The 13,094-nt window shown below is 38.1% G+C and carries 15 protein-coding genes; 6 read left to right on the top strand and 9 right to left on the bottom strand.

Features of this window, described 5'->3' with window-relative positions; all coding sequences use genetic code 11:
* Positions 1-145 precede the first annotated feature (145 nt).
* The 6 genes from GX348_08860 (at position 146) to GX348_08835 (ending at position 5,391) form a co-directional block, all read left to right on the top strand.
* Entirely contained in the window at positions 146-349 is a 204-nt protein-coding gene (locus GX348_08860) for a 4Fe-4S binding protein (GenBank protein ID NLP42290.1), read from the top strand.
* Between the two features lie 22 nt (positions 350-371).
* Positions 372-1,439, top strand: coding sequence for a 3-methyl-2-oxobutanoate dehydrogenase subunit VorB (locus GX348_08855; GenBank protein ID NLP42289.1), 1,068 nt, complete (start codon positions 372-374; stop codon positions 1,437-1,439).
* A 1-nt stretch (position 1,440) separates the two neighbouring features.
* A complete protein-coding gene (locus tag GX348_08850; GenBank protein NLP42288.1) occupies positions 1,441-2,193 on the top strand; it encodes a 2-oxoglutarate oxidoreductase in 753 nt (250 codons plus the stop codon).
* A complete protein-coding gene (locus GX348_08845) occupies positions 2,190-2,732 on the top strand; it encodes a 2-oxoacid:ferredoxin oxidoreductase subunit gamma (GenBank protein NLP42287.1) in 543 nt (180 codons plus the stop codon). Before GX348_08850 ends, GX348_08845 begins: the two co-directional genes overlap by 4 nt.
* Positions 2,733-2,858: 126 nt before the next feature.
* The gene (locus tag GX348_08840; GenBank protein ID NLP42286.1) at positions 2,859-4,316 is read left to right on the top strand and encodes a sensor domain-containing diguanylate cyclase; all 1,458 of its coding nucleotides are present in this window, start codon (positions 2,859-2,861) and stop codon (positions 4,314-4,316) included.
* Between the two features lie 151 nt (positions 4,317-4,467).
* Entirely contained in the window at positions 4,468-5,391 is a 924-nt protein-coding gene (locus GX348_08835) for a patatin-like phospholipase family protein (protein NLP42285.1), read from the top strand.
* A gap of 59 nt (positions 5,392-5,450) precedes the next feature.
* On the opposite strand, the gene GX348_08830 is transcribed toward GX348_08835, so the two are convergent.
* The 9 genes from GX348_08830 to GX348_08790 form a co-directional block, all read right to left on the bottom strand.
* Entirely contained in the window at positions 5,451-5,798 is a 348-nt protein-coding gene (locus GX348_08830; protein ID NLP42284.1) for a spore coat protein, read from the bottom strand.
* A gap of 22 nt (positions 5,799-5,820) precedes the next feature.
* A complete protein-coding gene (locus GX348_08825) occupies positions 5,821-6,033 on the bottom strand; it encodes a ferritin-like domain-containing protein (protein NLP42283.1) in 213 nt (70 codons plus the stop codon).
* Between the two features lie 197 nt (positions 6,034-6,230).
* Entirely contained in the window at positions 6,231-7,211 is a 981-nt protein-coding gene (locus GX348_08820) for a tyrosine-type recombinase/integrase (GenBank protein ID NLP42282.1), read from the bottom strand.
* A gap of 401 nt (positions 7,212-7,612) precedes the next feature.
* Complete coding sequence (locus GX348_08815; GenBank protein NLP42281.1) at positions 7,613-8,110, bottom strand: hypothetical protein; 498 nt, start codon at positions 8,108-8,110, stop codon at positions 7,613-7,615.
* A 77-nt stretch (positions 8,111-8,187) separates the two neighbouring features.
* Positions 8,188-8,373, bottom strand: coding sequence for a 2-hydroxymuconate tautomerase family protein (locus GX348_08810; protein ID NLP42280.1), 186 nt, complete (start codon positions 8,371-8,373; stop codon positions 8,188-8,190).
* A 154-nt stretch (positions 8,374-8,527) separates the two neighbouring features.
* Positions 8,528-9,871 carry an anaerobic C4-dicarboxylate transporter gene (locus tag GX348_08805; protein NLP42279.1) on the bottom strand — a complete coding sequence of 448 codons (1,344 nt, stop codon included), beginning with the start codon at positions 9,869-9,871 and terminating at the stop codon, positions 8,528-8,530.
* Positions 9,872-10,005: 134 nt separating this feature from the next.
* Entirely contained in the window at positions 10,006-10,707 is a 702-nt protein-coding gene (locus GX348_08800) for a response regulator (protein ID NLP42278.1), read from the bottom strand.
* 5 nt (positions 10,708-10,712) lie between these two features.
* Positions 10,713-12,299, bottom strand: a complete 1,587-nt coding sequence (gene dcuS, locus GX348_08795) for a two-component system sensor histidine kinase DcuS (GenBank protein NLP42277.1) — start codon at positions 12,297-12,299, stop codon at positions 10,713-10,715.
* A 72-nt stretch (positions 12,300-12,371) separates the two neighbouring features.
* The gene (locus GX348_08790; GenBank protein ID NLP42276.1) at positions 12,372-13,049 is read right to left on the bottom strand and encodes a TVP38/TMEM64 family protein; all 678 of its coding nucleotides are present in this window, start codon (positions 13,047-13,049) and stop codon (positions 12,372-12,374) included.
* Positions 13,050-13,094: the final 45 nt, after the last annotated feature.

Here is a 13,094-nt window from a genome sequence, read left to right as displayed (position 1 = left end):
ATTCCTTTTGTATTCATTTAGCAATTAAAGGAGTTCTTTTTTAGAATTACGAAGTTATCAACTAAAATTAATAATTTAATAAAAATGTAAAAGATAATACTTTCCCCAAATTTTCTAATAATCAAAAGGAATGGGAGGAGATAAGATGCCGAGACCTGTGTTTAATGAGGAAAGATGTAAAGGTTGTGGACTGTGCACTAAGGTTTGTGCAAAAAAGATTGTTGTAATATCTAATAAATTTAACAGTAAAGGCTATCGTCCTGCCAGTTGCTCTGATGAGTCTAAATGTATTGGCTGTTTACTGTGCGCTAAGGCTTGTCCAGACCTTGTGATTGAGATTCATAAATAAACAGTTGGGGGGAGGAAATATCGTGGCAGAAAAGGTATTAATGAAAGGCAATGAGGCCATTGGGGAAGCAGCTATAGTTGCTGGGTGTCGCCATTATTTTGGTTATCCCATTACGCCGCAAACAGAATTGACCGAGTATATGTCGAGACGTATGCCCCAAATTGATGGTGTATTCGTACAAGCTGAAAGTGAAGTTGCAGCTATCAATATGGTATATGGCGCTGCTGGAGCTGGGGCTAGGGTTATGACTTCTTCTTCCAGCCCTGGAATTAGCTTAAAACAAGAAGGGATATCTTATATTGCCGGAGCTGAACTTCCCTGTGTCATCGTAAATATGATGCGAGGGGGACCTGGCCTGGGAAGCATTCAGCCCGCCCAAGGTGATTATTTTCAAGCAACTAAAGGCGGCGGACATGGTGATTATCATAGCATAGTACTCGCACCTAATTCAGTTCAAGAACTTGTTGATATAACGATATTAGCATTTGATTTAGCTGACCAATATCGTAACCCAGTAATAGTTTTAGGAGACGGCGCATTAGGGCAAATGATGGAGCCGGCAGAGTTCACTCCAGCTAAAACTAAAAAAATCGATAAACCTTGGGCCGCTACTGGGCTTAGAGGACGTAATAAACCTAACATTATTAATTCCTTATATCTAAAACCGGAAGCTTTAGAGCAACATAATATCCATTTACAACAAAAATATTCTTTAATAAAAGCGAATGAAATTCGCTATGAAACTATCAGAACTGAAGATGCTGAACTGGTCCTTGTCGCCTATGGGATTACCTCACGCATTGCTAGATCTGCGATGGAAAAAGCGCGCTCGGAAGGAATAAAAGTTGGTCTATTCCGGCCTATATCGTTGTGGCCATTCCCTGAACAGCAGTTGGCAGAGGCCTCAAAAAATGCGTCTGAGCTCTTGACTTTAGAATTGAGTGCTGGTCAAATGATTGAGGATGTTAGATTGGCTGTCGGCGGTGTTAAGCCGGTTCATTTCTATGGACGTACTGGCGGCGTGATGCCTAACCCACAAGAAATTTATCAACAAATTGTAAAAATCATAAATGCTAGGGGGGGCAAATAAAATGACTGAAAAACTATTTGCCAGGCCTAAATCTTTAGCTGATGTATCAACCCATTATTGTCCTGGTTGTCACCATGGTATTATTCATCGTTTAGTTGCAGAGGTTATTGATGAGCTTAACGTGCAAGAAAAAGCAATAGGTGTAGCGCCTGTCGGTTGTTCAGTTTTATGTTACGACTATTTTAATTTTGACATGCTCGAGGCTGCCCATGGAAGGGCGCCTGCCACTGCTACTGGTGTGAAGCGGGTACACCCTGATGCCGTTGTTTTTTCTTATCAAGGAGATGGAGATCTTGCTGCAATCGGAACGGCTGAAATTGTTCATGCTGCTGCACGAGGTGAAAGGATCACTACAGTGTTTGTAAACAACGCTATCTATGGTATGACAGGTGGCCAAATGGCGCCGACTACTCTTGTTGATCAAGTTACTACAACATCGCCTTATGGCCGTAATCCGGATTTCGCTGGCCAACCAATAAAAATGTCTGAATTGCTGGCTACGCTTGATGGGGCAAAATATATTGCGCGAGTAGCAGTAAACAACCCGGCCAATATGACCAGAGCCAAAAAGGCAATTAAACAGGCGTTTGAAATTCAATTAAAAGGTTTAGGATTCTCTCTGGTTGAGGTTTTATCAATATGTCCGACTAACTGGGGTATGAGCCCATTAGAAGCCGTTCAATGGCTGGAGGACAAAATGATTCCGTATTACCCGTTGGGTGTACTCAAATCACCAGAGGAGGTAGCAAAATGACATACGAAATGATCATGTCGGGATTTGGCGGCCAAGGTATTATGCTTATGGGGCAACTAATGACATATGCAGGCATGATTGAAGAAAAGAATGTTTCATGGATACCTTCTTATGGCCCTGAGATGCGCGGAGGAACAGCGTACTGCTCGGTAATAGTATCTGGCGAGCCCATTGGCGCTCCGATGGTATCCGAGCCTAATATTGTAGTAGCTATGAATTTGCCTTCTTTGGACAAATTTGAGCCTGTGCTGCGTCCAGGTGGTACCTTAATAATTAATAGCTCTTTAATTGGAAGAGATGCAAAGAGAACGGACATAAAGGTGTGTAAAATACCGGCTAATGATATTGCTAATGAACTTGGCAATACTAAAGTAACAAATATGGTTGTTTTAGGCGCTATTGTAGCTGCAACATCTGCAGTTGAAATTGATTCCGTCCTGAAAGCCTTTGCCAAAATGTTTGCTAAGAAGCCAAAATTATTGGAGATAAATGAAAAAGCGCTTTATCGCGGGGCGAATTATATTAAGAAAAATTGTTGATAACATAAAAAAACAATGTACCCTTGCAACTGAGGTACATTGTTTTATTATAATACATTTATTGGCAGGATTATTGTCACTATCAGCGAATTACTATAAAAGCTAAATTTAGGGTGGGTAGATCAAATGATAGAAACACTAATTCCTGCAGCAATGTTCAAAGCTGTTATGAGCGTTGTCCAGGGAGCCATAATTGTTATTACTAATGAGGGTAGGATAGTTTATGCATATACTTCCGACCCATCAAGACCTGTATTAAAGCATTGCATAAATCAGGACTTTAAGAGGTGTTTAAATTTTCTGTTTTCTGCTGAAACAGCTAACGCTGTATTTGCAGCTTATTATAGCTGTCAAGAATCAGAAGGCTCACCGGGTGCTTTGAGGATTAAGCATATAACTGTTCATGGCCTTGTAGAATATTTTGAATTGAAATTTGTTCCTATTGCTGAAGACAGTGGCACAGTTGCATTTATTCATAATATCACCGAAAGTGTACTTATTGAAGAAGAATTTACTTCTATGTCAGAACAATACGAGTCGCTTAATCGTGAGCTATGTATCGCTGTATCGAACTTGGACTTTCATCTTATGGACATAGAGCAGGCTCACAAAAAGGTTGCAGCATTATATCGAATTACTTCTATTGTTCAAAGGACTGTAAATGAGCGAGAAGTTCTGGAAGAAATCTTAGATGGTATAACTCGCGAGCTTAATTTTGATAATGTTTCCTTATTGTTGCTAGACGAATACACTAATGAGTTAAGGATAACTGCTTTTCGTGGGCACCTAGATGCTTCAATTAAAGTACCAGTAGGAAAGGGAATTACAGGATCTGCCGTCCAATCACGTGAATTGATTTATGTAGATAATGTTAAAAATGATCCTAGATATATTGATGGTGGAAATAATTGCATAAGTGAAGTGGCAGTACCGTTAATTGTTCAAGATAAGGTTGTTGGCGTTTTAAATATTGATATTAATGACGGCAGGACATTGCAACCTTATTATTTAGACTTGCTAAGATCATTAGCTAGTCAAATTGCCATGACGATTGCTCATGCCAATCATGTTGCCACAGTAGAATTACAAGCTATAACTGATGGGTTGACAGGACTTTATGACTACCGTTACTTTAGAGCTATCTTAGATCAAGAGTTGAAAAGAACTATTAGGTACAATCGTCCGCTATCTTTAATTATGGTAGATATTGATTATTTTAAACACTATAACGATAATAACGGTCACCGGGCTGGAGATGAAGCTTTATGTATTGTAGCATCACTTATTCGTAACTGCTGCCGTGATGTTGATTTTGCCGTTAGATACGGTGGAGAAGAATTTGCGATTTTATTACCTGAGACCAAAATAGGAGAGGCTGAAGTTCTGGCTGAAAGATTACGCAAATCAATTGCTGAACACTATTTTAAAAATGAAGAAACCCAGCCTAACGGAAAATTAACGATTAGCGTTGGAGTTGCCGGCTATCCCCATGACGCTGTTACAGCTCTCGAATTAATTGACCATGCTGATTCAGCTCTATATCAGGCTAAAGTTTTCCGTAATACAATATGCGCCTATAATTAGCTAGCAACTAAGTATTGCCAATACTGATGATTATTCTTAACATATTAAAATAAACTATTGGAAGGATATTCCGATAGTTTATTTTTTTGCACCGTACCAGCTTAGTGCGTCATAACATATTACAGAAGCACTGCACTAAGGGGGGGATAATATGCGGGTCAAAATAAATGGAAAGCAATCCAACAGAAATAAAGTCGGCTTAGCGCTTAGTGGTGGCGGAATAAGAGGAACAGCTCATATCGGTGTTATTAAAGCACTAATAGAAAATAAGATTCCAATTAATTTTATTTCGGGAACTAGTGCTGGTTCAATAGTAGCAGCGATGTATGCATGCGGATATACACCCCGCCAGATGGAAAATATAATTGAGCAAATAGATATTCAAAAATTAATTGATTTGAAAGTTACTATACCAGACTTAATAAAACATGGCGCTAAATGGATGATGAGCGGTATGTTTAGATTTTGGTCAGTCTTGCCTGCAGGCTTGATAAAAGGTGATAAAATTGAGCATTTCTTGGGTCAGTTTTTTAAAAATAGAACAGTCCGTGATACTCAGGTTCCTATTGCAATAACTGCCGTTGATATCAATTCTGCTGACACTGTTTTTTTTACTACACCTATTCCAGGCAGTCGTGCTATTCTAAATGCAAGATATTATCATAATACCTTGCTAACAGAAGCAGTTCGATCAAGTATTTCAATACCAGGCATTTTTTTTCCTAAAAAATATCGTGGGATGACCTTAGTTGATGGAGCAGTAAAGAACAATCTGCCAACCGATATTCTCAAGCATATGGGGGCTGAAATAATAATAGCGGTAGATTTAGGATATGCTGGCCAGGAAACTTATAATATAAAATCAGTAGGCGAAATACTTATTCAATGTATAGAAATAATGGGGAGAGAGGTTACGCTTCTGAAGGCTGAGCAGTATGCCGATGTTATTATTAGGCCAGCTGTTGACGATATCAACTTTAAGGATTTTGTTGTTAAAGCGCCAACTTGTATAAAGCTTGGAGAAAGGGCGACTATAGAGAAACTAAGCGAGATTAGACGATTATTAGATAGATAATTAGAATAGGTGGGGTTATTAATATCCCACCTCAAGTTAACTTTTTATGCTATTGAATGTTATTGATGCAGCCTACTTCCAAAATTTTGTGATCCGCTAGTTACTGCGTAATCACTACTAAATTTGTTTGTATAAGGTGTCTTCTGTCGAGGGTTGTGCTTTTCGTTGCTTTGATTGGCACTATACCAGCGGCGTTCTTGCATAGCATTAAATATTGTCCGCGCATTTTCGTGTTCATCATGCTGCATTCTTTCAAACAATTCGAGAATAGGATTATTCGTCGATTCCATAATTGCTGTATCATATACTTGCGACATGTGTTTTTCTGTCATAAGTACATCTAGCAAAATGTCGCGATCCGACAAACGGTTTTTACTTGTACCCATATATCGTTTAGTGTATACCATGATTTCACCTCGTATTGGTATATTATTGATAGCCTTGCTGCGAATGGTTTAATAAATCCTTAATTGCATTGGCATGGTCGCGTTTATTTTTGGAGATATTAAATAACATTTCTTTTAGCGCTTCATCTTGACATTGATCGGAATAGACATTATATTTTGCGATGCATAGGTTTTCCATTTCTAATGCATCTTGCAGGTAGGACTGCTCTTTTTGTGTTAAGGCCCTATGTACCAAGATTAAAACACCTCCTAAATAGTTTACGCATTTAATAGTATGTGACAATTAGTCAGTAATATCCTAACGTTGAATAAGTTTATATATTAGAAATATTACAGCCACTATGAGTGTGTTTGTTAATAGAGCGGAGGAGGTCGATTCCTAAATTGCTTATAAGGGTGGTGGGGGAGGAATGAATGGAACGCTGCTTTCAATTAAAACATTTTATTCAAAGCATTATTTTTGAATAAATTACCTTGTTCTATGTATCTACGCACCATTTTTTCTGATTTATGACGCGTTTGTTGCATTATGGAGCGCTCGTCAACATCATACTGAGCGGCAGTTGTTGCAAAACCACGTCGTAAACTATGTCCAGCGAAATTATCTGCATTAAAACCAGCAAGCGCGGCATATTTCTTTACTATTAGCGCTACAGATTGATTGCTTAATCGTCTATCTCTAACCTGTTTATATTTATTAACTGGGCGGAATAGAGGGCCTGAATCTAAGAAAGCGCTGTGTATCCAATATTTTAACGCGGTGACTGCACATATATTAGGATCTGAGCTATAAGGAATAGCAACTTGTTCGCCTTGACCTTCCTGATCGCCTTTAGATTTTTCAACGAGAATGATTACTCCTTCCCGAGTGAAAGTTAGGTCTTCAATATCAATTTTGACTAGTTCAGACCGTCGAAAAGCTCCCATGAAACCGGTAAGTAGTAGGGCTTTATCCCGGATTCCAGCAATATCCGTGCTATCAAAGAATGAAACAATATTTTGTAAATCTTCCATTAAGATAGGCGCTTTACCACGTTGCATAGTGCCTTTTTCGCGCTTAATTGCATCAAGTGCATTTCTAACGAGACCGCCACGACATGGATTATCGTCAACATACCCGGCAGCTTTATGATTTTCTGATATCGCGCTTAGCCGTCGAGATATAGTATTAGCTTTGGCATGGTCGGCTAGATCATTAATATAATTAATAATCGTTTCTGGTTCCGCTGGTAACGATTGCAAATTATGGTGTGAGCACCAGTCATAAAAGTCCAACCAGTCTGATTCATATGCACGCAATGTATTATCAGCTTTAGATTTTTGTAAACGCTTTTTACTCTTTATCGAAAGCTTATTGTTGTTTTGAATAAAATTATTTTTGCGTAAAACGAAAGACTTGTCATTGCTACTCATAAATATAGACTCCTATCTCAAATTTTCCTCTCAACTAGTGATAACTATAAATTATCGCTAGTTACAAAGTATACTTTTTTAATAGAATTATACTCTTTTAGCTGGTGTAGATACTTGCGAATGTTCCAGTCGTAAGGTTTTATTTTCATTTAATATCCAGATTATTATACAGATTTGCTTTAGTATTCCACTTTGCTAGATACTCAATCGAATTATCTATTTTCTAGAATCTTCATTTCGTAGTTTATTGTGTCTATAAAAATAACTGTGTTGATGTCGCGCTGCAACATTGTTGAAAATATTGCAGCTTAAAACCGATCCTTTCTACTACTCTACGGATGACCAATGTAGCTTGGCTATAACTTTTGTATACATAATATATATTATCGGACATTGAGCAATCATTCTTTTCCAAATAAAAAAGGCGCAAAACCAACTTGTGACCAGAGACTGTTGTAAACTATTCGTAACGCTGAATCAATCCGGCGTTTAAGGACTTTTTTTTGCTCAGCAAGCGAATTGTAAAATATTTTTTCATATTCATAAGCACTGTTATTGGCGGCTTGACGATAAAATTGCAGTGACCTTTCGATAATGCTCGATAATGTTGAAAGAGTCATATAGAGGTTCATTGCCAATTCAGTTGTATCGTTACTATTTAGCTCAAACTTGTTCTCCAGCCTAATAGTTTCAAATAATGTTTGTATAGCATCTTGTTGAAAATATGTACTTAAATTATTTTTATCAAATGTTTTCTGAAGAATATCTATAAATGCTTCTTGGCAGGTTGAAATCATTTCTAAAAGAGATTTCAATTGCAGAGGGCCACTTTGCAAGCGAAGCATAACTTCTTGTTTTATTGAATTTTCCATTATTAACGCATAACGGCATGTATCCATATAATCACCTCGTTATAGTTAAACAACAGCCCATTTCAATTTGAAATGGGCTGTGAGAGTTCTTAACTGCAGTGTGGCTATTGGTCAGCACGTAGTACGCCGCCCTGACCAAGATGTTCTTTATCCATTTCGCGGATTATTATGGTAACGGCACTGGGTGGACAATTAGCAGATTCAGATATTGCCTCGGTAACTCTTTTTACTAACTCTCTTCTTTGATCGACAGTGCGTCCCTCTAACATATCAATTTGAACTATTGGCATTCAGGTATTGCGCCTCCTTGTTTTGTGGTTATAAAGTTTAAATTCGCCATTTGTATTTAGATTCCTTCATAGCCATATCTTGTTATTATTTTAACCACTATATGAAAAATATAACGGCTCTATCAAGCATTTTGTAGATAAGGCTACTTTGCAATTACATAAATAAAGCTACAAGGAGATATCCGATAATACAGCCTGTGCCGACACCGATAAAGCCAGGCATTAAAAAGCTATGATTAACGATGTATTTTCCAATACGGGTTGTTCCTGAGCGATCAAAACCAATACAAGCTAAGTCGCTTGGGTAAGTTGGCAATACAAAATAGCCATATGCCGCGGGGAAGAACGCTATCATCATCTTAGGATCTACACCAAGGCTAATTCCTAGCGGAGCAATTGCTGCTAGTGCGGCTGCTTGGCTGTTAACTAGTTTTGAAGTTAAAAACAATACGATAGCATATGTCCAAGGGTGACTAACAACAACTCCGGCTAGAGCGGCTTTTAACAGTGTAAAATGGGCTCCAAAAAATGTGTCGGCCATCCAAGCTACGCCAAAGACAGAGATAATAGCGACTGCCCCAGCCTTAAATACTGTACCATTAGAAACATCTCGGGAATCAACTTTGCAAGTGATCAATATTATCGCACCAGCAATCAGCATCAACATCTGGATAACTAAATTCATAGAAAGTGGCTTCATTTTTCCAGGGACTCCAAACGAGGGACGTAATTCGGGAAATGCGCCGAAAGCAACTACTATAGCAATTGCGGCAAAGAAAATCCATGTCGCCCAATAAGCTTCTTTAGGAAATTTTTGGTTTAACAGAGTTTGAGATTCACCATACACATATGACTTTTGTTTAGGATCATTAATTTTTGCTTGAAATTCTTCATCTTTATCGAGATCTTTACCGCGGCGAAGGCTCCAAGCAGCGGCAGCTAGAACACCTAGAAATGAGGCCGGAATAGCAACTGACAACAATTCAATAATTCCGATCGGTTTACCTATGCCATGAGCTGCTCCCAGCATTGATACCATGGAAACAACGGCAACTGACACCGGCGATGCACAAATTCCCATTTGGGCCGATACAGATGCGACTGCCATAGGGCGTTCTGGGCGAATGTTTTGCTTGATTGCGATATCATAAATTATAGGGAACATAGTGTATACAACATGACCAGTACCACATAAGAAAGTCAGTGACCAAGTTGTTATAGGAGCCAGTATAGTTACATAGGCTGGATGCTTGCGGAGAAGACGTTCAGCAAATTGCATCATTACGTTAAGTCCACCAGCCGTTTGCAATACAGAAGCACAGCCGATTACCGCCAGGATGGTTAACATAACATCGATGGGCGGTTTTCCCGGCTGTAAACCAAAAACAAAAGTAAGTATAAAAAGACCAATACCGCCAATTAGACCTAGCCCCATACCTCCGTACCGAGTGCCAAGTAGTAAGCAACCCAATATAACTAAAATTTGCAAAGAAATCATAAAACCTTCCTCCCCTGCTCAAAAAAATTAATACTACCTCCTAATTATATCTAAAGATAATTTGGTAGAACAAATAGTTAAATTAATTTAAGATTTTTTAATTAAAATAAATGAGATTAGGGAGTAAGTTACCGTCACTTACCAGAAAAAGGCATTATTTTCTTGCTAGTGCAGCGATATTTAGATATTGGTCGACCTACTGAGCCGTAATATACATTAACACTTAACAGATCAACCGATGTTAAGTATTTTAAATATTTTCGCATTGATACCTGAGATATGCCAACTATATCAGCCATTGTTTCTGCTGTAAAATCATCGTGGTACTCAGAAATGCATTTACAGACTTTCTGCATAGTTTGTTGATCGAGTCCTTTGGGGAATTCGTTGCTTTTATCCCGGCTATGCTGGTTAAATAAGTGCTTATCAAGTAATGTTTGATCAATATGTGACTGATGTTCGATAAAGTCATGCCTTTGTTTAAAGGCCACCAATGCCGATTTAAATCTTTCAAATTCGAACGGTTTTATTAAATAATCGACTGCCCCATGTCGCAAAGCCTCCTGCAAGGATTGCTTGTCCCTTGCTGCTGTAACTAAGATAACGTCAATTCCGTAATGCTGAGCGCGAAGGGATGACAAGAAATCTAAGCCATTAATATTCGGCATAAAAATATCAAGTAAAATCAAATCAACGTCATTACTAGCAAGATACGACAATGCTTGGTCACCACTGCTGGCTACGGCAGCCAGTGTAAATCCATTTAACCTCTCCAGGTATCGGCGGTTTAATTCTGCAACCATTGGGTCATCTTCGACAATAAGTACTTTAATCATGTAATTTACCCCACACTTTCATAAGGTATCAAAACTTTAAAAATTGTTCGGCCATTTTTTCTAACATAATCAATATTGCCGTTTAAGCGGCCTAAACTAAGCTTAACTAGATGTAACCCAATACCACGTTGAGCTGATTTGGTTGAAACACCAAAATTATAGATATGTTCGCCTAATTCTGGATTAATACCACATCCGCTATCACTTACCTCAATAGATATCAGGTTTGCATTATAATTAATAAATAGTTCCACTTCCTTTTTAGGATTTTGCAATACGGAATCAAAAGCATTTTCAACCAAGTTTCCAATAATAGTAACAAGTTCATGTGTTATTTCTTCGTTATTAACCTCAGGTAAAAAACTGTCTTCGTGTAATTTAATCGTTATATTTTTTTCGCGGGCCATACTCAGCTTGCTGAGGATAAACCCAGCTATTACTGGGTTACGAATACGCCTTCCTACATAGGTTACTTCCGCTTGATGTTCACCAGCAATACGGTGAATATATGATGCCAATAAATCATAGTTTTCAAGCTGAACCAAACCTAAAATGACATGAAGTTGATTCATAAATTCATGAGATTGTGCACGCAACGCGTCAACATAGTCGCGAACACCGGTTAATTCTTCTGCTAATTGCTTGACTTCTGTCTTATCGCGGAAGGTAGCAACGGCACCGACAATAATACCGTCAACAACCAGTGGAACGTTATTCACGAGTATTGATGACCCAAAAAAATTCACTTCTTGATTTAGCTCAAGGTTTCCAGTTTTCACGACTTCAATTAAGCGTGTACTCGGTATAAATTCTGTTATATGCCGTCCCAATGGGTCGGTTGTAACACCACTAAACCGAAGGAGTCTACTACCCTCTTCGTTAATTAATGTAATTCTACCAGAAATATCTATTGCAATAATGGCCTCTCGAACCGATTGAAGTATTACATTACGCTCTTCTAGTTTTTTAGCAATGACTTCAGGTTCTAAGCCGTGGAGTGTTGCCTTTATATCTCTCGCTAGATACAGTGCGCCTAATATTCCGATAATCATGCCAATTAGCATAGTTAAAAATAAAATCATCTGGGCCTTTGTTACAGCATCATGAACATACTTCATAAGAATACCAACTAGAACGACCCCAATCTGCTTTCCGTCTGGTCCATAAACGGGTGTAAAGGCTCGTAGGGAATAGCCCATGGTTCCAACTGCTTCGGATAAGTACTCATTGCCTTTCAAAGCTTCGAGTTCATCGCCACCTACCAGATGTTGACCAATCAGGCTAGGCAGCGGATGTGAAAGACGGATACCGTTCATATCAAGAACGACAATAAACTGAACATTTGCCATCAATTTAGCATCATTTGCATAATGCTGAATCTCAGGAATATCGCGCTTGCCAGCTAAGCCCTCAATTACGATCGGGGAGTGGGCTATAATTCGGGCTATACTTAAGGCTTGGCGGCCGATACTATCCTTTACTTCATAGGCAATACTTCTGGATATTAAAAGGCTAGTTACAATTAATATTATTGCAACAACGCTTAAAACTAGAAAGATAATTTTAGTTTTGAGCGTAAATTTGATTCTCATTTTTGCTCCTTCTATCTAGAAATAAAGAACGATTAATTTTGCGAAATAGACTAAAATGTAAAATTTCGTATTTTAGTCTATTTCGTTTCTTACTTTTTTTCGTTTATGCCACCACAAGGCTGCGTATATTAAAATAACGAGAGCGACAATAATAATCAGGCGGGTCATGTTCTCACTAGCAAAGACGATATCATGACCAAGAATAACTTTGATTACCACTGGTGGAAGTTTACCAAGAAAGGTCGCCGTAAAGAAATCTTTAAATGACATTCTGCTAATAGCGGCAACTGCAGTTATTATACCTGAGGGAGCGAGTGGCAATAATCTTGCTATCAATAGAACTTTGAAGCCGTTATCTGCACTATAATCATCAACTTTCTTTAGGTAAGGACTTTTTATAATCCATTTTTCAGTAGCACTACGGAAAAAATATCGGACAAAAACATACATTACTAATGCGCCAGTTACTTCGCCCAACCATGAAATAATTGTGCCCCAAAATAACCCATAAATAATTCCGGTTGCACCTGATAAAATCATAAAAGGGAAAACAATGGTAAAGGTCATTATTACGAACAAAACAATAATTGCTACAATTGTCCAATGACCAAATGAACGTAAATAGCCTGCAAGAGCAGCAATATCGCCATTCTTAATTATGGCATAAATTTGATAAAAAAACTCTGGCTGCCAAAAATAAAGCAATGAAATAAAAATAAGTATAAAAAGCCAACTAAATAACTTATTCATACAAACCCCAAATTCTTCTTAGAATTTATACTATTAGAGTATATT

The sequence above is a fragment of the Veillonellaceae bacterium genome, from assembly GCA_012523975.1.
Classification (GTDB): domain Bacteria; phylum Bacillota; class Negativicutes; order JAAYSF01; family JAAYSF01; genus JAAYSF01.
The sequence above is the reverse complement of the archived record's forward strand: the minus strand, read 5'-3'. Positions and strand labels throughout refer to the sequence as shown.